22 protein-coding genes and 4 tRNA genes are annotated in these 25,223 nt (G+C 72.5%); 6 read left to right on the plus strand and 20 right to left on the minus strand.

Annotated features, from left to right (window positions below):
* Nucleotides 1–7: 7 nt before the first annotated feature.
* The 6 genes from rplJ to C5508_RS09900 form a co-directional block, all read right to left on the minus strand.
* Nucleotides 8–658, minus strand: a complete 651-nt coding sequence (gene rplJ, locus C5508_RS09875) for a 50S ribosomal protein L10 (protein ID WP_104524774.1) — start codon at nucleotides 656–658, stop codon at nucleotides 8–10.
* A gap of 713 nt (nucleotides 659–1,371) precedes the next feature.
* Complete coding sequence (rplA, locus tag C5508_RS09880; protein ID WP_104524775.1) at nucleotides 1,372–2,088, minus strand: 50S ribosomal protein L1; 717 nt, start codon at nucleotides 2,086–2,088, stop codon at nucleotides 1,372–1,374.
* A gap of 108 nt (nucleotides 2,089–2,196) precedes the next feature.
* Nucleotides 2,197–2,628, minus strand: coding sequence for a 50S ribosomal protein L11 (rplK, locus tag C5508_RS09885; RefSeq protein ID WP_104524776.1), 432 nt, complete (start codon nucleotides 2,626–2,628; stop codon nucleotides 2,197–2,199).
* Nucleotides 2,629–2,681: 53 nt separating this feature from the next.
* Nucleotides 2,682–3,575, minus strand: a complete 894-nt coding sequence (gene nusG / locus C5508_RS09890) for a transcription termination/antitermination protein NusG (RefSeq protein ID WP_104524777.1) — start codon at nucleotides 3,573–3,575, stop codon at nucleotides 2,682–2,684.
* Between the two features lie 45 nt (nucleotides 3,576–3,620).
* Nucleotides 3,621–4,151 carry a preprotein translocase subunit SecE gene (gene secE / locus C5508_RS09895; protein ID WP_104524778.1) on the minus strand — a complete coding sequence of 177 codons (531 nt, stop codon included), beginning with the start codon at nucleotides 4,149–4,151 and terminating at the stop codon, nucleotides 3,621–3,623.
* Between the two features lie 121 nt (nucleotides 4,152–4,272).
* Nucleotides 4,273–4,345: transfer RNA gene (locus C5508_RS09900), tRNA-Trp, on the minus strand.
* A 225-nt stretch (nucleotides 4,346–4,570) separates the two neighbouring features.
* On the opposite strand from C5508_RS09900, the gene C5508_RS09905 reads away from it, so the two are divergent.
* The gene (locus C5508_RS09905) at nucleotides 4,571–5,827 is read left to right on the plus strand and encodes a pyridoxal phosphate-dependent aminotransferase (RefSeq protein WP_104524779.1); all 1,257 of its coding nucleotides are present in this window, start codon (nucleotides 4,571–4,573) and stop codon (nucleotides 5,825–5,827) included.
* A 16-nt stretch (nucleotides 5,828–5,843) separates the two neighbouring features.
* Here the strand turns inward: C5508_RS09905 and C5508_RS09910 are convergent, their stop codons facing one another.
* The 7 genes from C5508_RS09910 to C5508_RS09940 form a co-directional block, all read right to left on the minus strand.
* Nucleotides 5,844–7,259, minus strand: a complete 1,416-nt coding sequence (locus C5508_RS09910) for a M1 family aminopeptidase (RefSeq protein ID WP_104524780.1) — start codon at nucleotides 7,257–7,259, stop codon at nucleotides 5,844–5,846.
* Nucleotides 7,256–7,663 carry a MaoC family dehydratase gene (locus C5508_RS09915; RefSeq protein ID WP_104524781.1) on the minus strand — a complete coding sequence of 136 codons (408 nt, stop codon included), beginning with the start codon at nucleotides 7,661–7,663 and terminating at the stop codon, nucleotides 7,256–7,258. The genes C5508_RS09910 and C5508_RS09915 overlap by 4 nt, the downstream gene beginning before the upstream one ends.
* On the minus strand, nucleotides 7,660–8,115 hold the full coding sequence (locus C5508_RS09920; RefSeq protein WP_104524782.1) for an FAS1-like dehydratase domain-containing protein: 456 nt from the start codon (nucleotides 8,113–8,115) through the stop codon (nucleotides 7,660–7,662). The genes C5508_RS09915 and C5508_RS09920 overlap by 4 nt, the downstream gene beginning before the upstream one ends.
* 32 nt (nucleotides 8,116–8,147) lie before the next feature.
* On the minus strand, nucleotides 8,148–8,312 hold the full coding sequence (gene rpmG / locus C5508_RS09925) for a 50S ribosomal protein L33 (protein WP_104524783.1): 165 nt from the start codon (nucleotides 8,310–8,312) through the stop codon (nucleotides 8,148–8,150).
* 107 nt (nucleotides 8,313–8,419) lie between these two features.
* Nucleotides 8,420–8,493, minus strand: a tRNA-Met gene (locus tag C5508_RS09930).
* A gap of 56 nt (nucleotides 8,494–8,549) precedes the next feature.
* Nucleotides 8,550–8,622, minus strand: a tRNA-Thr gene (locus C5508_RS09935).
* Nucleotides 8,623–8,720: 98 nt separating this feature from the next.
* Entirely contained in the window at nucleotides 8,721–11,258 is a 2,538-nt protein-coding gene (locus tag C5508_RS09940; RefSeq protein ID WP_232797033.1) for a putative bifunctional diguanylate cyclase/phosphodiesterase, read from the minus strand.
* Nucleotides 11,259–11,915: 657 nt separating this feature from the next.
* Here C5508_RS09940 and C5508_RS09945 point away from each other — a divergent pair.
* Entirely contained in the window at nucleotides 11,916–12,347 is a 432-nt protein-coding gene (locus C5508_RS09945; RefSeq protein ID WP_104524785.1) for a pilus assembly protein TadG-related protein, read from the plus strand.
* Nucleotides 12,348–12,405: 58 nt separating this feature from the next.
* On the opposite strand, the gene C5508_RS09950 is transcribed toward C5508_RS09945, so the two are convergent.
* Nucleotides 12,406–12,487: transfer RNA gene (locus tag C5508_RS09950), tRNA-Tyr, on the minus strand.
* A gap of 113 nt (nucleotides 12,488–12,600) precedes the next feature.
* On the opposite strand from C5508_RS09950, the gene C5508_RS09955 reads away from it, so the two are divergent.
* Nucleotides 12,601–13,092 carry a YajQ family cyclic di-GMP-binding protein gene (locus C5508_RS09955; protein WP_104524786.1) on the plus strand — a complete coding sequence of 164 codons (492 nt, stop codon included), beginning with the start codon at nucleotides 12,601–12,603 and terminating at the stop codon, nucleotides 13,090–13,092.
* Nucleotides 13,093–13,488: 396 nt separating this feature from the next.
* On the opposite strand, the gene htpX is transcribed toward C5508_RS09955, so the two are convergent.
* Nucleotides 13,489–14,424 (minus strand): zinc metalloprotease HtpX, encoded by a 936-nt coding sequence (htpX, locus tag C5508_RS09965; RefSeq protein ID WP_232797034.1) that lies wholly within the window; start codon nucleotides 14,422–14,424, stop codon nucleotides 13,489–13,491.
* Nucleotides 14,425–14,560: 136 nt separating this feature from the next.
* Between htpX and C5508_RS09970 the strand changes: the two genes are divergently transcribed.
* The gene (locus C5508_RS09970; RefSeq protein ID WP_198597998.1) at nucleotides 14,561–16,543 is read left to right on the plus strand and encodes a 2-oxoacid:acceptor oxidoreductase subunit alpha; all 1,983 of its coding nucleotides are present in this window, start codon (nucleotides 14,561–14,563) and stop codon (nucleotides 16,541–16,543) included.
* On the plus strand, nucleotides 16,540–17,634 hold the full coding sequence (locus C5508_RS09975) for a 2-oxoacid:ferredoxin oxidoreductase subunit beta (protein WP_198597999.1): 1,095 nt from the start codon (nucleotides 16,540–16,542) through the stop codon (nucleotides 17,632–17,634). The genes C5508_RS09970 and C5508_RS09975 overlap by 4 nt, the downstream gene beginning before the upstream one ends.
* A gap of 4 nt (nucleotides 17,635–17,638) precedes the next feature.
* Here C5508_RS09975 and pdxR read toward each other — a convergent pair whose 3' ends face one another.
* A complete protein-coding gene (pdxR, locus tag C5508_RS09980) occupies nucleotides 17,639–19,069 on the minus strand; it encodes a MocR-like pyridoxine biosynthesis transcription factor PdxR (protein WP_198598000.1) in 1,431 nt (476 codons plus the stop codon).
* A gap of 92 nt (nucleotides 19,070–19,161) precedes the next feature.
* Between pdxR and C5508_RS09985 the strand changes: the two genes are divergently transcribed.
* Nucleotides 19,162–19,830 (plus strand): pyridoxamine 5'-phosphate oxidase family protein, encoded by a 669-nt coding sequence (locus C5508_RS09985; protein ID WP_104524788.1) that lies wholly within the window; start codon nucleotides 19,162–19,164, stop codon nucleotides 19,828–19,830.
* On the opposite strand, the gene C5508_RS09990 is transcribed toward C5508_RS09985, so the two are convergent.
* The 4 genes from C5508_RS09990 to C5508_RS10005 are packed head-to-tail and all read right to left on the minus strand — an operon-like array spanning nucleotide 19,814 to nucleotide 25,150.
* The gene (locus C5508_RS09990) at nucleotides 19,814–20,938 is read right to left on the minus strand and encodes a PQQ-dependent sugar dehydrogenase (RefSeq protein WP_104524789.1); all 1,125 of its coding nucleotides are present in this window, start codon (nucleotides 20,936–20,938) and stop codon (nucleotides 19,814–19,816) included. The genes C5508_RS09985 and C5508_RS09990 overlap by 17 nt on opposite strands.
* A gap of 14 nt (nucleotides 20,939–20,952) precedes the next feature.
* A complete protein-coding gene (locus C5508_RS09995; protein WP_104524790.1) occupies nucleotides 20,953–22,005 on the minus strand; it encodes a polyprenyl synthetase family protein in 1,053 nt (350 codons plus the stop codon).
* A complete protein-coding gene (nuoN, locus tag C5508_RS10000; protein WP_104524791.1) occupies nucleotides 22,005–23,552 on the minus strand; it encodes an NADH-quinone oxidoreductase subunit NuoN in 1,548 nt (515 codons plus the stop codon). The genes C5508_RS09995 and nuoN overlap by 1 nt, the downstream gene beginning before the upstream one ends.
* A complete protein-coding gene (locus tag C5508_RS10005) occupies nucleotides 23,549–25,150 on the minus strand; it encodes an NADH-quinone oxidoreductase subunit M (protein ID WP_104524792.1) in 1,602 nt (533 codons plus the stop codon). The genes nuoN and C5508_RS10005 overlap by 4 nt, the downstream gene beginning before the upstream one ends.
* Nucleotides 25,151–25,223: the final 73 nt, after the last annotated feature.

The following is a 25,223-nucleotide window of genomic DNA, read 5'->3' on the forward strand; positions in this document are numbered from 1 at the left end:
TTCTGGGTCAGTCGTCGCTGGCCGCGTCGGCGGCCGGCGAATCGGTGGCCTGGGCGGCCGGGGTGGTGTCAGCAGCAGCGGTGTCGTCCGAGGCGGGAGCCTCGGCAGCGACCTCGGCGGCGGGGGCCTCGGGAGCGGCAGCCTCGGCGGGCTTCTTCTCCTTGAGCGCCTCGGCCAGGCGAGCCATCTGGGACAGCGGGGCCTGGAAGAGCCCGGCGGCCTTCGTCAGGTTGCCCTTCATCGCGCCGGCCAGCCTGGCCAGCAGGACCTCGCGCGGCTCGACGTCGGCGAGGCGGGTGACCTCGGAGGCGTCGACCGTACGACCGTCGACGACGCCGCCCTTGACGACGAGCATCGGGTTGGCCTTGGCGAAGTCACGGATGACCTTGGCGGCCTCGACCGGGTCACCCTCGATGAAGGCGATCGCGGTCGGTCCGTTGAGCAGCGGGCCGAGGTCGGAGAAACCGACCGAGTCCGCTGCCCGCTTCGTCAGGGTGTTCTTGACGACGGCGTAGCTGCTGCCCGCACCGAGGGAACGGCGCAGCTGGGTCAGCTGCGCCACGGTCAGCCCGCGGTACTCGGTGAGCACCGCCGCACTCGAGTTCTGGAACCGATCGGTGATCTCGTCGATCACCGCGGCCTTCGCCTGCGTGGGCATGGGCCTCCTCTCGTCTGTCGGGCGACCTCTGGACGCTGCACGACGACGGGCGATCGACGCCCCGGAGACGGAGAACGCCCCGGCGCAGCGCGCACGGGGCGAAGGGCGGGCGCACGATGACGCCCGGCTATCGAACCGTCCACCTGCGCGGGTCGCCCGGAGTCCGGGACCTTCGATCGCACGCGGACGTGCGACGACCAGCGGTCTTGGGGGGAACGAGGAGAAGAGTACGCGACGCCCCGGCGGTGCCGGTAGCCGGCGTCGGTTCAACGCTGGACGCGCTGCCATCCACGCCGGACGGTGCCGATCCACCGCCATCCCCATCGGCCGAACCACGGTTCGAGGTCGACGTCCTCGCCGCCCAGCGCCACGAGGAGGCGACTGGTCCCGCCGACCCGGAGCCATGCAGCCAGGTGCTGCACGAGCCGGGAACCGACTCCGCCCCCACACAGGCCGGATGTGCGCGTTGACCAGTCCGGCGAGCTGGTCGCGACCCGCGCGGCGGGAGGGCCCGACGACGGGATCGGGCACGGCAGGACTCCAGGGCCGAGCGCCCGTCGAGCCGGGCGCCGTGGTCGGGGAGCCGCTACCGGTGCGGCACGGCGGACCGCAGCAGCGCGATGGACGTCAGGACCAGCGTCCCGGGAGTCCGATGGCACGAGGGCCCCGCAGCGTCATGCGCTGCGGGGCCCCCGGGACGGCTCGATCCCAGATCAGGCGGGCTCGTCCACCGTCAGGTTGCGGGTGCGGTTCGGGTCGACCGGGATGCCGGGGCCCATGGTGGTGGAGATGGTGACCTTCTTGACGTACCGGCCCTTGGCGGCGGCGGGCTTGGCCCGGAGCACCTCGTCGAGCGCGGCGGCGTAGTTCTCCACCAGCTTGGCCTGGTCGAACGAGGTCTTGCCGATCACCAGGTGCAGGTTGGCCTGCTTGTCCACGCGGAAGTTGATCTTGCCGCCCTTGATGTCGTTGACGGCCTTGGTGACGTCGGGCGTCACGGTGCCCGTCTTCGGGTTCGGCATCAGGCCACGGGGGCCCAGGATGCGGGCGATCCGGCCGACCTTGGCCATCTGGTCCGGCGTCGCGATCGCGGCGTCGAAGTCCAGGAAGCCGCCCTGGATCTTCTCGATCAGGTCGTCGGAGCCGACGACGTCGGCGCCGGCCGCCTCGGCCTCGGCGGCCTTGTCACCGGTCGCGAACACGATGACGCGGGCGGTCTTGCCGGTGCCGTGGGGCAGGTTGACCGTGCCGCGGACCATCTGGTCGGCCTTGCGCGGGTCGACGCCCAGGCGCATGGCGACCTCGACGGTGGCGTCGTAGGCGGTGGTCGACGTCTCCTTGGCCAGCGAGGCGGCCTGGAGCGGGGTGTACAGGTTGTCGCGGTCGACCTTGTCGGCCGCGGCGCGGAACTTCTTGCCGTGCTTCGCCATGGTGGTTCCTCTCTGCGGAGCCGCTCCTGATGAGCAGAGCCCCGATCACGTGGTGCGCGGGCCTGGCGAGGCCCTCCCACGACTGCTGGTTGGTGCTGGGGACCGACGTCAGCCGGTGACGGTGATGCCCATCGACCGGGCGGTGCCGGCGATGATCTTCTCGGCCTGCTCGAGGTCGTTGGCGTTGAGGTCGGCCATCTTCGTGGTGGCGATCTCGCGGACCTGGTCACGGGTGACCGTGGCGACCTTGGTCTTGTGCGGCTCGCCGGAGCCCTTCTCGACACCGGCAGCCTTGAGCAGCATGCGCGCGGCCGGCGGGGTCTTGGTGATGAAGGTGAAGCTCCGGTCCTCGAAGACCGAGATCTCGACCGGGACCACGTCGCCACGCTGCGACTCGGTGGCCGCGTTGTAGGCCTTGCAGAACTCCATGATGTTGACGCCGTGCTGGCCGAGCGCCGGACCCACGGGCGGCGCGGGGGTGGCCGCGCCGGCCTTGATCTGGAGCTTGATGACCGCGGTCAACCGCTTCCTGGGGGGCATGACTTCCTTCTATCTCTGGTGGATCAGCTGGTGCTCGGAGCGCCGTCGAGCGCTCAGATCTTGCTGACCTGGTTGAACGACAGCTCGACGGGCGTCTCGCGGCCGAAGATGGAGACCAGCACCTGCAGCTTCTGCTGCTCGGCGTTGATCTCGTTGATGGTGGCGGGCAGCGTCGCGAACGGGCCGTCCATGACGGTCACCGACTCGCCGACCTCGAAGTCGACGACGGCGGCCGGGGCTGCGGCGGCGACGCCGCCACCGGACGCGGCGGCCTCGGCGGTGCGGCCGGGCGCCTGCGGCGCGGTGGCCGGGACGAGGATCTTCACGACCTCGTCGATCGTCAGCGGCGAGGGCTTCGACGTCGCGCCGACGAACCCGGTGACGCCGGGGGTGTTCCGGACGGCGCCCCACGACTCGTCGTTGAGCTCCATGCGGACCAGCAGGTACCCCGGCAGGACCTTGCGGTTGACCTGCGAGCGCTTGCCGTTCTTGATCTCGGTGACCTCCTCGGTGGGCACCTCGATCTGGTAGATGTAGTCCTCCACGTCGAGGGACTGGATGCGCGCCTCGAGGTTGGTCTTCACCTTGTTCTCGTAGCCCGCGTACGAGTGGACGACGTACCAGTCGCCCGGAGCGATCCGCAGCGCCTTCTTCATCGCCTCGGCCGGGTCCTCGTCCTCCGCCGGCTCGACGTCGGAGTCGGCGGCCGGGGCCGCGAGCGGGTCGCTCGCCAGGCTGGCGGGATCGCCGCCCTCGACCTCGGGGACCACGTCGGAGCCCTCGGTGTCGGTCTGCAGGTCGGCGGTGTCGCTGGAACCCTCGGCGGCGCCGGTCTCACCGGCACCGGTCTCGACGTCGGCGGAACCGCGCACGTCGAAGCGGGCGTCGTCCAGATCGGTGCCTTCGACCGCACTGTCGGTCTCGAAGGGCTCGCGGGGGTCGGTCACAGAGGTCTCTTCCTTGTCAGGGGGCGGAGCGGCACGGTGCGGAGGTCAGCCGAAGACGGCGATCACGCCCCGTGCGAAGAGCAGGTCCAGCCCGGCCACCAGGGCGACGATGAACGTCACGAACACGATGACGACGGTGGTGTACGTGATGAGCTCGCGCCGGCCGGGCCAGATGACCTTGCGCAGCTCGGCGACGACCTCGCGGAGGAACCGCAGGAGCGAACGCCGAGGACGGAGCTCCTCGGCCCGCGCGCGCTCGGCCGCGGCGCGGGACCGGGTCCCGGTGCCGTCCCGGGGAGGACGCGACGCCGTGCGCGCGGCGCGGGTGCCCGCGACCGGCTCGTCGTCCTCGTCCTCGTCACCGGCGGTGATGCGCCCGCGGCCACCACGACGGGAGGGGGTGGCGACGACCTTGTCCTCCTCGGTCGCGGCCTCGCCGGCGACCTCGTCCTCGGCCGCCTCGAGCGCCTCGGCGTCCTCGACGCCCGGGGCCTCGCGGTCGAGCTGCTCGTCGGTGAGCTCGGCGTCGGAGGCGGCGCGCGCGTCGTCCTCGCGGCCCGGCTTCTCGTCGCTCACTGCGCCTCGCTCGCCTCGTCGTGGTGGCCGCTCCGGGGAGGGCCGTCGGTAGGTGGTGCCGATGTCGTGCTGCCGTTCGGTGGTGCTGACGTGCTCGTCGCCGGCGCACCGGCGGCAAGGGCAGGGGTGACAGGACTTGAACCTGCAGCCTGCGGTTTTGGAGACCGCTGCTCTGCCAATTGAGCTACACCCCTGTGCCCGGACGGGCCCTGGAACGGCCGCCTCGCCGCAGCCGCATCCCGATCTCCGAGGAGTTCCGGGGCACGCCGGTGGCGGGGTCAACTGCCCCAGGGATGCCAGTGTACGGGACCGTCCGGGTGCGCAGCCAACGTCCCGTCGACCCTCCCCCTTCCGCCGGATCGCGACGTCGGCGACGGGCGGCGGTCCCTTCGGGCCCCGGTCTTTGACACGATGGGCCCATGACCGCCGCCTCCGCCCCGGAGTCCGCCACCCCCTCGACCGAGCTGCCGCCCGCCGCGCGCCGCATCTCGCGTCGCATCGGGTCCATCGCCGAGTCCGCGACGCTGGCCGTCGACGCCAAGGCGAAGGCGCTCAAGGCGGCCGGGAAGCCGGTGATCGGGTTCGGCGCCGGGGAGCCGGACTTCCCCACCCCCGACTACATCGTCGAGGCCGCCATCGCCGCCGCCCGCACGCCGGCCATGCACCGGTACACCCCGGCCGGTGGACTGCCCGCCCTCAAGGAGGCCATCGTCGCCAAGACGGCGCGGGACTCCGGGTTGCAGCTCACCCCGGCGCAGGTGCTGGTCACCAACGGCGGCAAGCAGGCCGTCTACGAGGCCTTCGCCACGATGCTCGACCCGGGCGACGAGGTCATCGTGCCCGCCCCCTACTGGACGACCTACCCCGAGGCGATCCGGCTGGCCGGCGGTGTGCCGGTGCCGGTCGTCGCCGACGAGCAGAGCGGCTACCTCGTCTCCGCCGCCCAGCTCGAAGCCGCGCGCACCCCGCGCACCAAGGCGCTGCTCTTCTGCTCGCCGTCGAACCCCACCGGTGCGGTCTACCCGCCGGAGCAGGTGGAGGAGATCGGCCGCTGGGCGCTGGACGCCGGCCTCTGGGTGCTGACCGACGAGATCTACGAGCACCTCACCTACGGCGGCGTGACCGCGCCGTCGATGCCGGTCCTGGTCCCCGAGCTGGCCGACCGCTGCGTCGTGGTCAACGGCGTCGCGAAGACCTACGCCATGACCGGCTGGCGGGTCGGCTGGATCGCCGGCCCCACCGACGTGGTGAAGGCGGCGACCAACCTCCAGTCCCACGCGACGTCCAACGTCGCCAACGTCTCCCAGGCCGCCGCCGTCGCCGCGCTGACCGGGGACCTGTCGGCGGCGGCCGCCATGCGCGAGGCCTTCGACCGCAGGCGGACGACGATCGTGTCGATGCTGCGGGAGATCCCCGGCATCGCCTGCCCGGAGCCGCAGGGCGCCTTCTACGTCTACCCGTCGGTGAAGGGCCTGCTGGGCCGTCCGATCGGTGGCCGCACCGCGGAGACCAGCGCGGAGCTCGCCGAGCTCATCCTCGAGCAGGCCGAGGTGGCGGTCGTCCCCGGCGAGGCCTTCGGCACGCCCGGCTACGTCCGGATGTCCTACGCCCTGGGCGACGACGACCTCGTCGAGGGCGTCAGCCGGATGCAGCGCCTCCTCGGCTCCGCCGAGTAGCGCGGGAATCCTCCCGCTACTCGGCGAGCGCCCCGGCCGCGACGAGGACGTCGACCGCCGCGGGCAGGTCGGCCAGTGCGGCGCGGACGTCCGCCGGCGTGGCGATCGACCACGCGGCGGCGTCCGCGTAGCAGCGGATCGCCTCGTCGAACGCCTCCGCCCCTGCGGCCTCCCGCGCCGCCAACAGCGCAGCACCGCCCTTGCGGTAGACGGTGCTCACGTACGGGCCGTCCCCGGAGAACTCGTCCATCGCTCCGCCGACGACCCCCTCGCGGCCGAGGGCGCTCTCCACGGCCCGAGCAGAAGGCGGGTCGGGCACCGCCTCGGCCCAGGTGGCGAACGCTTCGTCCAGCCACGGGTCGCGGAACTGCGAGTTGCCGACCATCCCGTAGAACCACATGTGCGCGACCTCGTGGACCAGCACCTCCCGGCTGGGGGTGGCCTGCAGGATCATGCTCGGGTACTCGATGCCGCCGCCGTAGTCGGGCAGCAGCGCGACGGTCAGGGTGTCGTAGGGGAAGGGCCCGAGGAACGTCTCCAGCTCGGCGATCGCGGCCATCGTGTCGTCGAGGAGCTCCCCCGGCTCCAGGTCGCCGCCCAGCATCGCGCCGGCCCGGACCCACACACCTCCCGGCGTCTCCCGCTCCGCCGTCCCGAACAGGCCGGCCGCGACGGCGACGTCGCGGGCCACGGGCTCGGTCGACCGCCAGGTCCGGCGGCCGCCCACCGGCTGGGAGGGCCGCGCCGTCGCCCCGGTCATCAGGACGGTCAGCTGCTCCGGGGCCGACACGGTCACCGTGCTGTCGGCGGCCTCGCTGCTCGCCGTCTCGCCGGTCAACCCGACGAACGGATCGCGCGCCCAACCCACCCCTGCCTCCCAGGCCAGCAGGGGCGCCCCGCTCGCCCACCAGGTGACGCCCTCGGTGGCCCCGAACCGCTCGAACCCGCCTTCGCCGACGGTGAGCGTGAAGTCCAGCCGGACCTCGGTGGACTCCCCCGCACTCAGCTCCTCGCCCAGGCGCACGACGTAGAGCCCGCCGGGCGCCGCGCCGCCGGCCTCCTCGTACCCGCCGTCGACGACGTCGTCGCCGCTGACGTCGTCGACGGTCACCCGGTGCCCGGCGGGCCGCGACTCGGGAGCGTTGGGAACCAACCGGAAGACCAGCTCGCCGGTGGGCAGGTCCGGTGTGAAGACGACGGTCTCGCTGCCGGTGACGGTGCGCAGGTCGTCGGAGAGCCGGAAGTCGTAGGCGATCTCCGGCCGGTCCGGGTCGGGCTCCGCGCGCTGCGCCGGGCAGCCCGACGCGTCGGCCGGAACCTCGGTCGGAGTCGGGGCGACGGCGTCTCGGGCCGGATCCCCGTCGGCGAAGGAGGTGCAGCCGGTCAGCAGGAGGGCGACGAGCAGCAGCTCTCCGGACCGACGCCGGCTCACGGGAGGCGCACCACCGCACGGGCGAGGGAGAGGACCTTCTCGCCCTCGCTGGTGACCGTCAGGTCGACGCGGGCGCGACCGTCGTCCAGCAGCGCCCCGACCTTGCCGCGGACGGTGAGCTCGGCACCCTCGTCGTCGTCGGGGACGACGACCGGCCGGCCGAAGCGGACCTGGTACTCCACCACGGCGGCCGGGTCGCCGGTCCAGGCCGTGACGGCGCGGCCGGCGAGGGCCATGGTGAACATGCCGTGGGCGATGACGCCCGGCAGCCCGACCGCGGTGGCGACGCGCTCGTTCCAGTGGATCGGGTTGAAGTCACCGGAGGCACCGGCGTAGCGGACCAGGTCCGCGCGCGTGATCCGGAAGACCTGCTCGGGCAGCTCGGTGCCCACCTCGACGCTCACGTCGTCCCCTGTTCGCCCCGTGCCACGAGCATCGACGTCGCAGTGCAGACGGCCTCGCCGTCCTCGGTCGCCAGCTCCACCCGGGCGGTCAGCAGGTCGTTGCCGGCCACGGTCCGGGCGGCGTCGATGGTGGTCGTGGCGACCAGTCGGTCGCCGGCCCGGATCGGGCGGTGGTGGAGGAATCTCTGCTCGCCGTGGACGACCCGGCTGTAGTCGAGACCGACCTCAGGATCGCTCAGCACCACGAACGCCGCCTCCAGGCTGATCACCACGGCGAAGGTGGGCGGCGCGATCACGTCGGGGTGACCAGCCGCGCGAGCGGCGTCGGCGTCGAGGTGCACCGGATCGGGCGCGCCGACCGCGGTCGCGAACTCGGCGATCTTGGCGCGACCGACCTCGTAGACGGCAGAGGGCGGGTAGCTGCGCCCGACCAGTTCCCGGTCCAGCGTCATGCTCCCGCCCTCGGCTCAGCTGTCGGAGACCGTCAGCGGGTCTCGCGGTGCACGGTGTGCTTGCGCTCGCGCGGGCAGTACTTCTTCAGCTCGAGCCGGTCGGGGTCGTTCCGCCGGTTCTTGCGGGTGATGTAGTTCCGGCTCTTGCACTCCTGGCAGGCCAGGGTGATCTTCGGACGGACGTCGGTGGCTGCCATGGGGCGCTCCTAGCCTTGTGGGGGCAGGTTCCCGGAAGGGGACCTGGTACTGCGGCCGGCGGGTGCCGACAGGACGACGGACCCCGGGGTGCGGGGTCCGTCGGGAGTAGCGGTGACCGGACTTGAACCGGTGACACAGCGATTATGAGCCGCTTGCTCTACCAGGCTGAGCTACACCGCCGGGACGACCGTGCGGCCCGGTCTCGCGACAGGACCGGCCGGTCAGTTTACTGCCAGAGCCCCTTTACGGAATCGAACCGTAGACCTTCTCCTTACCATGGAGACGCTCTGCCGACTGAGCTAAAGGGGCGTTGGTCGGAACCGTCGAGAACTCTACAGCACCCCTCCGCGCCGTCCGCGCAGGGGCCCGCCGCGAGCGTGCGAGCGGTGGGGCAGGCAGGTCCTTCCTCAGGTCCGGACGAACAGCCGGCGGTGAGCTGCGCCGGGCGTGGCCGAGCGGACCCCCGCACGGGCCAGTAACCACTTCTCCAGCCGGTCCTCGGGCAGCGGCCGGCTGATCAGGAAGCCCTGCAGCTTGTCGCAGCCCATCAGGGCCAGCTGGTTCCGGGTCATCTCGTCCTCGACGCCCTCGGCGACGACGCAGAGCCCGAGGTTGTGCGCCAGCTCGATGATCGACCGCGCGATGAACGACTCTCCCTGACTGGTGGCCATGGTGAGGATGAAGGACTTGTCGATCTTCAGCTCGTCGATGGGCAGCTGCCGGAGCTGCGACAGCGACGAGTAGCCGGTGCCGAAGTCGTCCATCGCGAGCCGCAGCCCGAGGTCGTGCAGGTCGTCGAGGACCGAGCTCTCGCGCACGGCGTCGTCCACGACGCTGCTCTCGGTGAGCTCCAGGATGAGCAGCTCCCCCGGCACCTGGTGCCGCAGGAGCGCGCCGCGGATGCGCTCGACGAGGTCCGGCTCGGCCAGGGAACGGGCCGACACGTTGACCGCGACCGACAGCGCGATGCCCTGGTCCAGCCACCGGCGGCACCGGGCCAGCGCGAGGTCCAGGACGTGGTCGGTGATCGCGCCGATCCGGCCGATCTGCTCGGCCAGGTCGATCACGTCCTCCGGTGGGACGTTCCCGTACCGCGGGTGGACCCAGCGGACCAGCGTCTCCACCGAGACGATGTCGTTGGACTGGGCGTCGATCACCGGCTGGAAGACGACGCCGATCTGGCGGTCGGCCATGGCCTGCTCGAGCTCGGTGCCGAGCTGGAGACGGCGGAGACTCTGCTGGTCCAGGATCGGGTGGTAGCTGGCGACGCCGCCGGAGCTCTCCGCGGCGAGCAGCGCGACGTCGGCCCGCTGCATGAGGATGCCGGAGTCGGTGCCGTGCACCGGTGCGGCGACGACGCCGATGGTGAGGGAGACTTCGAGGTCGAGCCCGGCGACGCGGACGCGGGTCGCGGCGGCCTCGCGCAGCCGTCGGGCGGCCTGCTCGGTGGCGGCCAGCGAGAGACCGGGCAGGAGCACCGCGAACTGCTCGCGCTCCATGCGGGCCAGCAGTGCACGCGGCGGCGCGTGCTCGCGCAGCAGCCCGGAGGTGACGAGCAGCAGCTCGTCGCTGGCGGCGTGCCCGAGGGTGTCGGTGACGTTGGCGTAGGTGCCGAGCGAGGCCAGGATCAGGCCGGCCCGCCCACCCGCCGGGTCGGCGGTGAGCAGTTGGTCGATCTCGGCCGCCAGGCGCTGGCGGTTGGGCAGCCCGGTGAGCTGGTCGTGGTCGGCGTCGTAACGGATGCGGGTGAGCAGCTGCTGCTGCCGGATCGCCGCGTTGACGTGGGTGAGCATGGAGTCCAGCGCTCCGCGCTCGCTGCTGCTGAAGGTCACCAGGTCGCTGCGGCGGTCGCAGACCTCGAGGTAGCCGGGCTCCCCCGCCGCCGTCGTGACTGCCGCGCCCAGCAGGTCCGAGACGCCCCGGCGGGCCAGCGCCGCGCCCTCGGCGTGGTCAGCGCGGGCCGCTGCCACGTGGATGACCCCATCGGCCGAGGCCACGGCCCGCCGGCGGAGCGGGTCGTCGGGGTCGCCGGGACCGTCGTACCAGTCGGCCCCGTGCTCGGTGGCCACGACCAGCCGCGGCCCCTCGTCGAGGTACGGGGGCAACCAGAGCGCCACGCGCTCGGCGTTGAGGAGCTCGCGCACCGCCTGCACGATCTGGCGGGTGCCGGCCTCGTCCGGCTGCACCTCCTCCACACGGCGGGCGAACTCGTAGACCTGCTCGAGCGAGTTCCCCTCCCGGGTGACCGCCGCGAAGCGGTGGTAGAGGAGCACCAGGGCGGCGATCAGCGGCACGATCATCAGCCACGACCACAGGGTGGCGTGGAGGAGCAGCAGGGCGGTCAGGCCGATCAGCACCGCGACCGGCCCGATCACGACGACCGGGATGAACAGGCTCGTCCAGACGGCGCGACCGGGGTAGCCCTGGGCCAGGGTGATCGCCCCGGCCACGAAGGCGGCGCCCACGACGTTGGCGGCGAAGACGGCCAGGAGGCAGGAGATCCACGTCAGGGGGGCGGTGACGTCACCGGCCGGCAGGGCCGACAGGACGGCGACCGCCACCCCGGCCTCCAGGACCGCCACGGCGGCGTTGAAGACGACCTTGGGCGCCGGCAGACGTTGGAGGGAAAGCACGAGAGCGACTGCGGCGGCACGGGTTCCGGCCGTCCACGCGCCGCCCAGCTCGATCAGGGCGAGCACGAAGGCCACTTCACTGGCGGAGCTGTGGATGCTCTGCCGCCGGAACTCGACGTGCACGTTCAGCCGCTCGGCGGCGACGGCCGCGAGGAAGACGGCCACGAGCACCGGGACGTCGACCCGCGAGGGGCCGTCGATCAGGAGGAGCACGCCGACCGGAACCCCGAACGCGAGCCCGAGCACGGCCACGAACCAGGGACTACGCAGGGCGTGGACCCTTCTCGGCTCGCGAACGTGCTGCTCGGCCACCTGCAAGTGAACTCCCCGGGTCGTCGGGCGGGCGAAGGCTAACAGCGATGGAGGTCATCGCAACCCTCTCGCCCGTCGAGAGGACCGCCCTCGCGGCTCATCGGCACGCCGGGTTCAGAACATGAGGCGGGACGGCCGCTCCGAGGAGTCGACCGTCCCGCCGATCACCCGATCGGGTGGAAGAGAGCTACCAGACCTCAGCGGGTCCACTTGCTCCCGCGGGTCCACTTGCTGCCCCGGGTCCACTTGCTCCCGCGGACCGACCGACCCTCACGCTGCATGGTGGTGTTCATGGCGCCTCCCTCTGGACACGAAAAGACTGGCTGCGGCAGCCATCCACGCGCGGGGGCAGAGCGTCGTCGAATACGGACCGCGCGGAAGACAATGCTTCCCGTGATCGACGGCATCAAGCACCTCGGTGACGACACGCCGCGCGCGTACGTCATGTCGTGACCTTCCGCCACTCGGGTCGCACGAAGGGTCACGTAGCGGGGCGGTTCGACCGCTCAGGAGCGCGATCCCAGCCATGGCTGGCCGTCCCGACCGTCCACAGCGACGGGCCCGGCATCACGGGACCGGGTGACAGTCCGTCCACAATGTCCACAGTTCGTGTCCACAGGTGGTGGACAACCCCGACCGCCTGCTTGGCTCCTCCGCGTGCGCCCTCTCGACCGCGATCCGGAGCGGGGATCGACGCTCCCGTTCGTCCTGGTCTGCTGGGTCGTCGCGGCGCTGATGGCGTTCGGCGCCATCGCCGCCTCCGACGCCTTCCTCGAGCAGCAGGAGGTGCAGTCGGTCTGCGACAGCGCCGCCCTGGCGGCCGCCAACCAGGCGGACGAGGCGGCGGTCTACGCACGCGGCTTGGGGACCGAGCTCCCGCTCACCCGTGCCGCGGCCCAGGTGGCGGTCGCCGACCAGCTCGCCGACGGTGGGGTGCAGCTGGACGGCTGGTCGGCCGAGACCGACGGCGCCGAGGTGACCGTGCGCTGCACCCGCTACGTGCAGATAGCCTTCGACTGGCTGTTCCTCGGGGGCGAGCCCCTGGAGCGCACCGCCGTCGCCAGCGCGCGGGCACCCACGCTGCCCTGACCACGCCGGGAAGGGCGACGGCCCCCGACCTGCTGGTCGGGGGCCGTCGTACCGGGCGTGGCGGGTGAAGGATTCGAACCTTCGAAGGCTAAGCCGACGGATTTACAGTCCGCTCCCATTGGCCACTCGGGCAACCCGCCGTGCGGTGCGTGCTGCTCGGTACGCGGGAGAGACTACAAGACGCGGGGACCGGTGGTGACGGGTCCCCGCGACGAGTCCCGGGAGCGCAACCGCCCCCCACGGAGAGGAAGACATGGCCGACGCATCGTTCGACGTCGTGAGCAAGGTGGACCGCCAGGAGGTCGACAACGCCCTGAACCAGGCCGGCAAGGAGCTGTCGCAACGCTTCGACTTCCGCGGCACCAACGCCACCATCGCCTGGGCCGGCGAGGAGGGGGTCACCCTCCAGGCCGACACCGAGGAGCGGGTCGCGGCCGCGCTGGAGGTGTTCAAGGAGAAGCTGATCAAACGCGGCATCTCGCTGAAGGTGCTCGACGCCGGAGAGCCGCAGTCCTCCGGGAAGAGCTACAAGATCGGCGCGACGATCAAGCAGGGCATCGAGTCCGACGTCGCCAAGAAGATCGCCAAGCTGATCCGCGACGAGGGCCCCAAGGGCGTCCAGGCGCAGATCCAGGGCGACCAGTTGCGGGTCAGCGGCAAGAAGCGCGACGACCTGCAGGCGGTGCAGCAGCTGCTGCGCGGAGCCGACCTCGACGTCGCTCTGCAGTTCGACAACTACCGCTGAGGCCATCGCCGGCCGGGACGGGGTGTCCGACCCGGCCGGCAGAGCACGCGACAGCCGCAGCGCGCAGGTCCGGCGATCCGCTCCTGGAGGTGCGCCACGACCTGCGCGCCGGCGTCGGCCTCGCCGATGGTCGTGCACAGCGCGGCGCGCACCGGCAGCCAGTGCGGCCCGGTCCCGGACGGCATGAGGGTGGCCTGGAAGGGATGTCGGCGCTCTGGGGCGTCTTCCCCCGACCGCTGTGGGACCCGGCGGGCTGCCGGCGCAGCGCCTGGACATCCGTGTGGCCGACCTCGTTGACGTCGCCGTCACCCAGGTGTGACGGAGGCACCCCGCGATCAGGTCCACGCGGGCACGCTCCGCGCCGGACGCGCCCGTACCCGGCAGCTGCGACCCGGGTCAGCCCCGACCGAGCTCGCGGGCCAGCTGCTCCAGCCGGGCGATCCGCGCCGGCATGGGCGGGTGGCTGGCGAACAGCGACGCCATGCCCTGTCCCCGGAACGGGTTGGCGATCATCAGGTGGCTCTGGGTGACCAGCCGGTCCTCCTGCGGCAGCGGGCGGGCGGCGGTGCCGCGATCGATCACCCGGAGCGCGTCGGCCAGGGCCAGCGGGTCCTGCGACAGCGCGGCTCCGGAGGCGTCGGCCTGGTACTCCCGGCTGCGGCTGACCGCCATCTGGACCACGCCCGCGGCGAGAGGGCCGAGCAGCACGAGCAGCAGCCCGCCCAGGACGTTGCCGCCCCCGCGGTCCTCGTCGGACCGACCGCCGAACAGCGACGCGAACATCGCCATGTGCGCCAGGTACGTGATCACCGTGGCCATGGCGCCGGCCACGCTGCTGATGAGGATGTCGCGGTTGTAGACGTGCGAGAGCTCGTGGGCCAGGACGCCGCGCAGCTGCCGACGGTCGAGCAGCTCGAGGATGCCCTGGGTGACGCAGACCGCCGCGTTGCGCGGGTTGCGCCCGGTGGCGAACGCGTTGGGCTGGGCGGTCGGGCTGACGTAGAGCCGGGGCATCGGCTGCCGCGCCTCGGTCGCGAGCTCGCGCACGATCGAGTAGAGCTGCGGCGCCTGCGTCTCGGTGACCGGGAAGGCCCGCATCGACCGCAGGGCCAACGTGTCGGACTCGAGGTACGCGTACCCGTTCACGCCCAGCGCGACCACGAGGGCGACGAGCAGCCCGGTCCGGCCGCCCACGAGCGCGCCGGCCAGAAGGATGAGGCCCCCCATGAGCCCCAGCAGCAGGGCGGTCCTCAGTCCGTTGGTCCAGCGCTGCACGTCCGGTCCAACGCCCTCCCCCGACCGCCCGTTCCCCGCCACGGATCCGGCTGTCATCCGCGGAATGAGCCGGGGACCGACGCCGTTGCCACCCTCGAACGCGGTGGAATCCTCCCCGCTGCCCAGCGTGTCCGGTTGCACATCCCGTGCGCGGAACCCGCACGTAACCTCGTCCGGTGGAGGTAGACCGCTGATGACTGGCACCAACCCGACCGTCGCGCCCTCGGAATCGAACGGCGCACTGGCCACCACGGTGTCCAGCTCCGCTCCCGGCGGACTCGTCAAGAGCGTCGTCGAGCTCGACCGCGTCGTCATCCGGCTGGCGGGTGACTCCGGTGACGGCATGCAGCTCACCGGCAACCGGTTCACCAGCGAGACGGCGTCCTTCGGAAACGACCTGAAGACGCTGCCGAACTTCCCCGCCGAGATCCGGGCGCCGACGGGAACCTTGCCCGGCGTCAGCTCCTTCCAGCTGCAGTTCGCCGACCACGACGTCATGACGCCGGGCGACGCGCCCGACGTCCTCGTCGCGATGAACCCCGCGGCCCTCAAGGCGAACCTCTCCGAGCTGCCCGGCGGCGGCCTGCTGATCCTCGACTCCGACGAGTTCACCCCGCGCAACCTGGCCAAGGTCGGTTACGCGACGAACCCCATCGAGGACGGCTCCCTGGAGGGCTGGCAGACCGTCAGCGTCCCGCTGACCTCCATGACGACGGATGCGCTCAAGGACTCCGGCCTGGGCAAGAAGGAGGCCGAGCGCAGCAAGAACATGTTCACGCTCGGGCTGCTGAGCTGGATGTACCACCGGCCGACCGAGGGCACCGTCCGCTTCCTCGAGCGCCAGTTCCGCCGCAAGCCCGAGATCGCGGCGGCGAACATCGCCGCCTTCCGCGCCGGCTACAACTACGGCGACACCACCGAGGCGTTCGCGGTCTCCTACGAGATCAAGCCCGCCCCGATGCGGCCGGGCCGCTACCGCAACATCTCGGGGAACCAGGCGCTCGCCCTCGGGCTCGTCGCCGCCGGGCAGCGCTCGGGCCTCCCCGTCTTCCTGGGCGCGTACCCGATCACCCCGGCGTCGGACATCCTCCACGAGCTGTCCCGGCACAAGGCCTTCGGCGTGCGCACCTTCCAGGCCGAGGACGAGATCGCCGGCATCGGTGCGGCCCTGGGCGCCTCCTTCGGTGGCGCGCTGGGCATCACCACCACCTCGGGCCCCGGTGTGGCGCTCAAGGCGGAGACCATCGGCCTGGCGGTCATGACCGAGCTGCCGCTGGTCATCGTGGACGTCCAGCGCGGCGGCCCGTCGACCGGTCTGCCCACCAAGACCGAGCAGTCGGACCTGCTGCAGGCCATGTTCGGCCGCAACGGTGAGGCGCCGATCCCGGTCATCGCCCCCCGCTCCCCCGGCGACTGCTTCGACGCCGCCGTCGAGGCCGCACGCATGGCGCTGACCTACCGCACGCCGGTCATGCTGCTGTCGGACGGCTACCTCGCCAACGGCGCCGAGCCGTGGGCGATCCCGGATGCCGACTCCCTGCCCGACCTGACGTCCGCGGTCGCGTTCGCCACCGAGCCGAACGGTGAGGACGGCGAGTTCCTCCCGTACCTGCGCGACCCGGAGACCCTGGCCCGCGCCTGGGCCATCCCGGGCACCGCGGGGATGCAGCACCGCATCGGCGGGCTGGAGAAGGCCGACAAGACCGGCAACATCTCCTACGACCCCGCCAACCACGACTTCATGACCCGGACCCGGCAGGCGAAGATCGACGGCATCGCGGCGTCGATCCCGCTGACCGACGTCGATGACCCCGACGGCGACGCCCGCGTGGCCGTCATCGGCTGGGGCTCCACCTACGGCCCGATCGGCGCCGCCGCCCGGCGGATCCGCAGCTCGGGCCGGAAGGTGGCCCAGATCCACCTGCGGCACATCAACCCGTTCCCCGCCGACCTCGGCGAGGTCCTGGCCCGCTACGACCGGGTGATCTGCCCGGAGATGAACCTCGGGCAGCTGTCCCTGCTGCTGCGGGCGAAGTACCTCGTGGACATCGAGAGCCACACCCAGGTGCGCGGACTGCCCTTCCGCGCGGCCGAGCTGGCCGCCGTGATCCAGGACGCCATCGACACCGTGAACCCCGCCGCCGTGAACCCAGCTGTGAACGGAGCACTCCAGTGACCACCGTCGAACTCGGCATGCCCGACGCGCCGACCCCCATCGACGCCGCCATCGCCCGCTCGCTCGAGCAGCACGGTCCGAAGGTGACCGAGCTCAAGGGCAAGGACTTCAAGACCGACCAGGAGGTGCGCTGGTGCCCCGGCTGCGGTGACTACGTCATCCTCAACGCCGTCCAGAGCTTCCTGCCCAGCCTCGGCATCGCCCGCGAGGACATGGTCATCGTGTCCGGCATCGGTTGCTCGTCGCGCTTCCCGTACTACATGAACACCTACGGGATGCACTCGATCCACGGACGCGCCCCGGCGATCGCGACCGGCCTGGCCGCCTCCCGCCCCGACCTGTCGGTGTGGGTCGTGACCGGTGACGGCGACGCGCTGTCCATCGGCGGCAACCACCTGATCCACGCGCTGCGGCGGAACGTCGACATGACGATCCTGCTGTTCAACAACCGGATCTACGGCCTCACCAAGGGGCAGTACTCGCCCACGTCCGAGGTGGGCAAGGTCACCAAGTCCACCCCGATGGGCTCGCTGGACCACCCGTTCAACCCGGTCTCGCTGGCCATCGGCGCCGACGCCACCTTCGTCGGGCGTGCGATGGACTCCGACCGCAAGGGCCTCACCGAGGTGCTGCGGCAGGCGGCCGAGCACAAGGGCACGTCGCTGGTGGAGATCTACCAGAACTGCAACATCTTCAACGACGGCGCGTTCGAGCTGCTCAAGGACCCGGCGACCGGCCCGATGTGGACGGTCCCGCTCGTCCACGGCGAGCCGCTGGTGTTCGGTCCCGGTGGCGCGTCGTGCGTGGTCCGCGACGACTTCGGTGGACTGCGGATCGCCGAGACCAACCAGGTCGACGCCTCCGAGATCGTCGTGCACGACGCCACCCGCGAGGACCCGTCCTACGCGTTCGCGCTGTCGCGGCTGTCCACCCAGGACCTGCGGTACACGCCCATGGGCGTCTTCCGGAAGGTCCAGAAGCCCAGCTACGAGGCGATGATGTCCGAGCAGCTCGACGAGGCCCGCCTGCAGGGCCCGGGCGATCTGGACGCGCTGCTCGCCGGCGGCGACACCTGGGAAGTGAAGGCCTGAGTTCCTAGGCCGGCACTGCGGGCCCGTCCTCCCTCGGAGGGCGGGCCCGCAGTGTTTCCGCGGGCTGCTCGCCCAGCACCGAGGTGAGCACGATCAGCGCCTCGCGCAGCTCGGTGCGAGGAGGGGCGGCGAAGCCCAGCACCACTCCGGAGCGGACGCCGGCGTCAGGCCCGGCGCCGAGGTGCCGGGCCAGCCCGTCGAGCGCCACGCCGTGTGCCGCCGCCGCCTCGACCACCGCCGTCTCCTCCTGCGGGCCGGCCAGGGGCACGAACACGTGCGCGCCGGCAGCGTCTCCCTCGGCCACCAGCCCGGCCGCGGCGACGGCGGCGCGCACCAGTTCGCGGCGGGTTCCCAGCTCGCGCCGCAGGCGCCGCAGGTGCCGGGCGAGGTCCCCCGAGGTCGCCAGGGCCGCCAGCACCCGCTGGCCGGCGCGTGGCGGCCGCATGCCGGTGCGGGTTCGGCGCTCCAGCAGCCGGTCTCGCACGGGCGGCGGAGCCACCAGCCAGCCCACCCCGAGCGTCGGGCTGACGATCTTGCTCGCCGTGCCGAGGTGCACCACGACATCGGGGCCGAGGGCACCGAGCAGCGGCAACGGCGCGACGTCGTAGCGCAGTTCGCCGTCGTAGTCGTCCTCGAGGACCCACCAGCCCTCTGCCCGCGCCCGGGCCACCAGCGCCAGCCGCCGGGCGGCGGACATCCGGCGGCCCAGGGGGTACTGGTGGGCCGGAGTGCAGTAGACGGCGGCGACGTCCGCCGGCACCGCATCCACGACCAGCCCGTCGGAGTCCACCGGCACGGGGACGACCTCGGCTCCGGCGTCGCGCAGCGCACCCACCACGCGCTGGTAGCCCGGGTTCTCGACGGCCACCCGGCTGCCGCGCGGCAGGATCGAGACGACCTCGGCGACGGCCGCGGAGGTGCCGGTGGTGGCCAGCACGTCGGCCGGGACCGCGGCCAGGCCGCGGTGCCGAAGCAGGTGCTCGGCCACCGCCGAGCGGAAGGCGGGCTCCCCGGCGGGCTCGGGTCGCCGGTCCGGCGGACCGTCACCCGCGGCACGCCACGCCCGCCGCCACGCCGTCCGGTCGAGCACCTCCAGGCACGGGGAGCCCGCCCGCAGGTCGATGAGCTCCGGAGCGGTGGAGTCGGGTGCGACCGCTCGCGACGGCGGAGCGGGGGCCGCCGGCGGGGCGTCCAGGACGAAGGTGCCCGCGCCCCGGCGCCCGCCGGCCCATCCCTCGGCGAGCAGCTGGTCGTAGGCGGCGGAGGTGACGGTGCGGCTGACCCGCAGCGCGGCGGCGAGCTCCCGGGTGGAGGGCAGCCGGTCACCGGGGCGGAGCGCGCCTTCGGCGGTGGCCGCCCGCAGCGCATCGGCGAGCTGCACCGGCAGCGGCGTCGGCGACGTGCGGTCGAGCAGGACCGGCGGGACGTCGACCACGGTGCACCCCCCGGCTCCGACGACGGTGGCCTGCTGGAAAGGTAGCCGATTGGCCATTCCAGAGGGCCACTCTGCCGTCCAGGATCGGTCTCGTGGACACCGACATCCCCCTCTCCCCCACACCGCGCAGCACCGTCCGCCGGGGCGCGAGACGCGCGCGCAGCGACCGCGCCGACCTCTACGCGGTGCTGGACGCCGGGCTGATCGGTCACCTGGGCGTGGTGGTCGACGGCGCTCCGGTCGTGCTGCCCACCGGGTACGGCCGGCGGGGCGGCACCCTCTACCTGCACGGCTCCACCGGTGCGGCCTCATTGCGGGCCTCGGCTGGGATGGCCGTCTCGTTCACGGTGACCCACCTGGACGGGATCGTCTACGCCCGGTCCGCCTTCCACCACTCGGTGAACTACCGGTGCGCGATCGTGCACGGCAGGGCCCGCCTCGTCACCGACGAGGCGGAGCGGCTGCTGGGGCTGGAGGCGCTGACCGAGCAGCTGGCGCCCGGCTCGTGGACGGCGACCCGCCGGCCCGACCGCAAGGAGCTCGCGGCGACAGCGGTGCTGGCGCTGGACCTGACCGAGGCCAGCGTGAAGATCCGCACCGGACCACCCGGCGACGACGAGGCCGATCTGGCGCTCCCCGTGTGGGCGGGGGTCCTGCCCCTGCGGACGGTCGCCGGCGAGCCCGAGCCGTGCCCCCTGCTGCCCGCGGGCGAGCCGGTGCCGCCGAGGGTGCGCGAGCGGCGGCTCAGCTCCCGGGTGTGATCCGCAGCAGTTCGTCGTCCTCGCCGTTGTCGGTGACGGCGTAGAGGGCGCCGTCCCCGCCCTGCTGGACGGTACGGATGCGGCCGTGGGTCCCGTCGAGCTCCGGCAGCCGGAACTGCTCGACGACGGCGCCCGCGTCGTCCAGGCGCAGCGCGAGCACGCCCTGGTCCTTGAGCAGCGCCACGAGCAGCGCCCCGTCCAGGGCGGCCCACTGCTCCCCCGACACGAACGTGGCGCCGCTGGTGGCCAGCGTCGGCTGCCCGGAGGACCACACGGCCTCCACGGCGCCCGGGATCGCCGGATCGGTCATCGGGACGCTCTCGTCGTAGGAGCCGCCGCCGTCGGGGTTCCAGCCGTAGTTGGCGCCCGCGCGCAGCAGGTTCACCTCGTCGTCGCGGTCCGGGCCGTGCTCGACGGAGAAGACCTGCCCCGAGCCGGGGCGCACGGCGAGGCCCTGCACGTTGCGGTGGCCGGTGGTCCAGACCGCCACCTCCCCCGACGCCACGTCGGCCCGCAGCACCTTGCCACCGAGCGAACGCGGGTCCTGCGCGACGGTCCCCTCGGCGGAGTCACCGGTGCCGATCAGCAGGGCGCCGTCGGGGGCGAACTCCAGCCGGCAGCCGCCGTGCCGCCCGCCGCGGTCGTTGACGGGGAGGCCCGCCGCCACGGGCCCGGGTACGCGCTCGGCCGACGACCAGTCGTCGGCCACCGTCCACGCCACCACCCGGACGTCGCCCGCGACGTCGCCCTGGCAGCTGTAGAGCCGGCGGTTCCGGTCGAACGCCGGATCCAGGGCCAGCCCCATGAGCCCGGTCTCCCCCAGCGCGAAGAGGTCGTCGAGATCGGCGGCCACCTCGCGCACGGCGCCGTCGGGCAGGACAGCGGTGAAGTCACCGGCCCGCTCGTCGACCAGCAACGTGCCGTCCGGGGCCTGCGCGACGTCCCAGGGATGGTGCAGGCCGTCGGTGACCACCTCGACCCGGAGTTCCGGGGTGGACGGAGGTGGTGGGGCGTCGTCGACCTGCAGGTCGGCCGACGAGCAGCCGGCGAGGAGCAGCCCCGCCACCATGCAGGGACCCGCCACGAGCTCGCGAGCGGCGGGGGGCATGGTGGTCCTTCCGGTCAGCTCGTGCGGGTGACCACGTACTCGCAGAGCGCGGACAGGGCGTCGCGCACGTCGCCGGCCGGGACGTCGGCCAACCGCGCACGGGCCCGGTCGGCGTACTCGCGCAGCACGTCGTTCGCGCGAGCCAGGGAACGGGAGGAGCGCAGCAGTTCCAGCGCCTCGGCATGCTCGGCGTCGTCGGTGACCGGAGAGGCGACGAGCTCGCGGAGCCGGGCCTCGGCCGGGTCGTCGCCGGCGAGGGCGAAGAGCACCGGCAGGGTCGCGATGCCCTCGCGGAGATCGGTGCCCGGCAGCTTGCCGGAGGCGCCGTCGGTGACGATGTCGAGCAGGTCGTCCGACAGCTGGAAGGCCACGCCGACCTCCTCCCCGAAGGCGGTGAGCGCCTCGACGAGCGCGGGGTCGAGGCCGGCGAACGAGGCACCGAACCGGGCGGAGGTCGCCACGAGCGAACCGGTCTTGTCGGCGAGCACCTGCAGGTAGTGGGCGACCGGGTCCTCGCCGGGCTGGGCGCCGACGGTCTCCTGGATCTGACCGGTGACCAGCCGCTCGAAGGTCCGGGCCTGCACGCGGACGGCGTCGGGCCCGAGGTCGGCGAGGATGTCGGACGCCCGCGCGAAGAGCAGGTCACCGGTGAGGATCGCGACGCTGTTGCTCCACCGGCTGTTCGCGCTGGGGGCGCCGCGGCGGACGGCGGCCTCGTCCATGACGTCGTCGTGGTACAGCGTGGCCAGGTGGGTGAGCTCGCAGACCACCGCACCCTCGGTGACCTGCGGTGCCGTCGCGTCCCCGAGCTGGGCGGCCAGCAGCGCCAGCATCGGGCGGAAACGCTTGCCCCCCGCCGCCATGAGGTGGCCCGCGGCCTCACGCACGAACGGGTGCTCGCTGCCGACGGCGACGGCGAGCCGCGACTCGACCCGGAGCAGCCCCTCGGCGAGCGCCTCGCCGAGCTCGCCCTCGGGGAGCCAGGGGCCGATGGTCGACGCCGGCGCGGAGATCCGGTGCCAGACCTCGGTGGGAGTGCCGTCGGTCGCGGCACGGGCTCCGGTCATCAACCGACGAAGATAGCCGCCCGCTCGGCGAGGTCGAGCACCGCCCCGGGCAGGATGCCCAACGCCAGCGTCGCGGTCGCCGTGACCGCCAGCACCAGCGTCGTCGGAACCCCGGCCACGCCGACCGTGGGACCGTCGGCCGCCGGCTCGGAGAAGTACATGAGCACGATGACCCGCAGGTAGAAGAAGGCGGCCACAGCGCTGGCCACCAGGGCGACCACGGCCAGCGGCCAGGCGCCCTGCTCGATGGCCGCCCGGAACACCGCGAACTTCCCGGTGAAGCCCGCGGTGAGCGGGATCCCGGCCAGGGCGAGCAGGAACAGCGCCATCACCGCGGCCGTCAGCGGCGAACGCGCACCGAGGCCGGCCCACTGCGCCAGGTGGGTCGCCTCGCCGTCGCCGTCCCGCACGAGGGTGAGGACGGCGAAGGCGCCGAGCGTGGTCAGCCCGTAGGTGAGCAGGTAGAACATCGTGGCCGCGAGGCCCGAGCCCTCTCCCCCTGCACCCAGACCGAGCACGCCGGTGAGCAGGAAACCCGCATGGGCCACCGAGGAGTAGGCCAGCATCCGCTTGAGGTCGGTCTGGGTGAGGCCGAGCACGGCGCCGACGACCATCGACACGATGGCCACCGCGTAGATCAGCGGGCGCCAGGTCCACTCGGCGGTGCCGAAGGCGACGTAGAGCAGCCGCAGGATCGCGCCGAACGCCGCGACCTTGGTGCAGGCCGCCATGAACGCGGTGACCGGCGTGGGAGCGCCCTGGTAGACGTCGGGGGTCCAGGTGTGGAACGGCGCCACGCTGGCCTTGAAGAGCAGACCCACGATCAGCAGGCCCAGGCCGAGGACGAGCAGCACGTCGCCACCACCGTCCAGGCCGGCCTCGCGGATGTCCCGCAGTCGGACGCTCCCGGTGGCGCCGTAGACCAGGGCGAGGCCGTAGAGGAAGAAGGCGGAGGCGAAGGCACCGAGCAGGAAGTACTTGACCGCGGCCTCCTGCGAGAGCAGCCGGCGGCGGCGGGCCATGCCGCTGATCAGGTACAGCGGGAGGCTCAACACCTCCAGGGCCACGAACATGACGAGCAGGTCGTTGGCCGCGACGAAGAGCATCATGCCGCCGATGGCGAACGTGGCCAGCGGGTAGACCTCGGTCTGCACCCGGGTGTCGGTCATCAGCTCGCGGTCGCGCGGGCTGCCGGCCGGCACCGCCGCGCTGGCGACGAACGCCGACTTCGCCGGGTCGAGTGCACGCTCGGCGAACAGCAGGATCGACAGCGCGCCCAGGCCGGCGATCGTGGCCTGCAGGAAGAGCGCGGCGCCGTCGACCGCGAGCGCCCCGCCCGCGGTCACCTCGTGGTCGGAGTCGCCGGCCGCGACCAGCAGGGTGGCGCCCAGCGCCCCGACCGTGCCGACGAGGGCCAGGGCCACCTGCACCGGATGGCGGATCGCGCGCGGTGCGAACGCCTCCACCAGCACCCCGATGCAGGCCGCACCCAGCACCAGCAGCAGCGGGGCGAGTGCTGGGAAGGAGAGGTCGGGCACCTCGATCATCGGTCCGTTCCTCCGGAGTCGGTGCCGACGTCGCTCAGGGTGGCGCTCACGGCGGGCTCAATCAGGTTCAGCAGCGGCTGCGGATACACGCCCAGCCCGATGATCAGCGCGATCAGCGGGGCGACGACGGCGAGCTCGCGGCGGTCGAGGTCGCGCACCCGCAGCGCCGACCGGGTGGGCGCGGCGGCGACCGCGGTGGCTCCTCCGCCGCCGGTGGTGCGCGGAGCGGCCGGCTCGTCCTCGGCGGGCGCGAGGAGCACACCGCGGGGCGGGCCGTGCATGGTGCGCTGGTACATCAGCAGGATGTAGAGCGCGGCCAGGATGATGCCGGCGGTCGCGACGATCGTGAAGACGGGGCGCTCCGGGAACGAGCCGATGAGCACCAGGAACTCGCTGACGAAGCTGTTGGTGCCCGGCAGCGCCAGCGACGCGAGGCCCGCGACGAGGAAGGCACCGGCCAGCTTCGGGGCGTGCGCGGCGACGCCGCCGTAGTCGCCGATCTCCCGGGAGCCGCCCCGGGCGATGAGCATCCCGACGACGAGGAACAGCAGGCCGGTCGCGATGCCGTGGTTGACCATGTAGAGCACCGCGCCCGTGCCCGCCTCGGTGGTGAAGGCGAAGATGCCCAGCGCGATGAAGCCGAAGTGCGAGATCGACGTGTAGGACACCAGCCGCTTCATGTCGCTCTGCCCCATGGCCAGCAGCGCGGCGTAGAGGATGCCCGCCACGGCGAGCACGAGGACGAACGGTGCGAAGAACCGCGAGGCGTCGGGGAACAGCGGCAGGCAGTACCGCAGGAAGCCGAAGGTGCCCACCTTGTCCAGGACGCCGACCAGCAGCACCGCCCCGCCGATGGGGGCCTCGGCGCCGGAGTCGGGCAGCCAGGTGTGCAGCGGCACCAGCGGGGCCTTGATGGCGAACGCGACGAAGAAGCCGAGGAAGAGCAGCTTCTGCACGTCGGGGTCGATGTCCAGCTGCCGCAGGGCGTCGAAGGCGAAGGTGCCCTCGCCGAGCTGGCTGGTGCTCACGACGTAGAGCCCGATGACGGCGGCCAGCATGACCAGCCCGCCGACCAGGCTGTAGAGGAAGAACTTGACGGCCGCGTACTGCCGGCGCGGCCCGCCGAAGCTGCCGATCAGGAAGTACATCGGGACGAGCATCGCCTCGAAGAAGACGTAGAACAGCAGCACGTCGGTGGCCGCGAAGACCCCGACCATCATCGCCTCGAGCAGCAGCAGCCAGGCGAAGAAGAGCCGTGGCGGCCGCGGTCCGGCGTCCGCCTCGTGCCAGGACGCGCCGACGACCACCGGCACCAGGACGCCGATGAGCAGCAGCATCACCAGGGCGATGCCGTCGACCCCGAGGGCGAACTCCGCGCCGAAGTCGGGGATCCAGGAGATCGACGACGTCAGCTGGAACCGGTCGCCGCCGGGATCGAAGGCGATCGTGGCCAGGACCGCCAGCACCAGGACGACGAGGCTGACCCCGAGTGCCACCTGCTTGGCGAGCAGGGACCGGTCGCGCGGCAGCGCAGCGACGACCGCGGCGCCGACGGCGGGCAGCACGATCATCGCCACCAGGTAGAGGGACGCGCTCACGGTCGGGGCACCACCGTCTCGGGGGTCGGGCAGGTCCCTTATACACAAATCAACCTCCCAACGAAACGAAAAA

The sequence above is a fragment of the Blastococcus atacamensis genome (assembly GCF_002938425.1).
GTDB classification, from domain to species: Bacteria; Actinomycetota; Actinomycetes; order Mycobacteriales; family Geodermatophilaceae; genus Blastococcus; species Blastococcus atacamensis.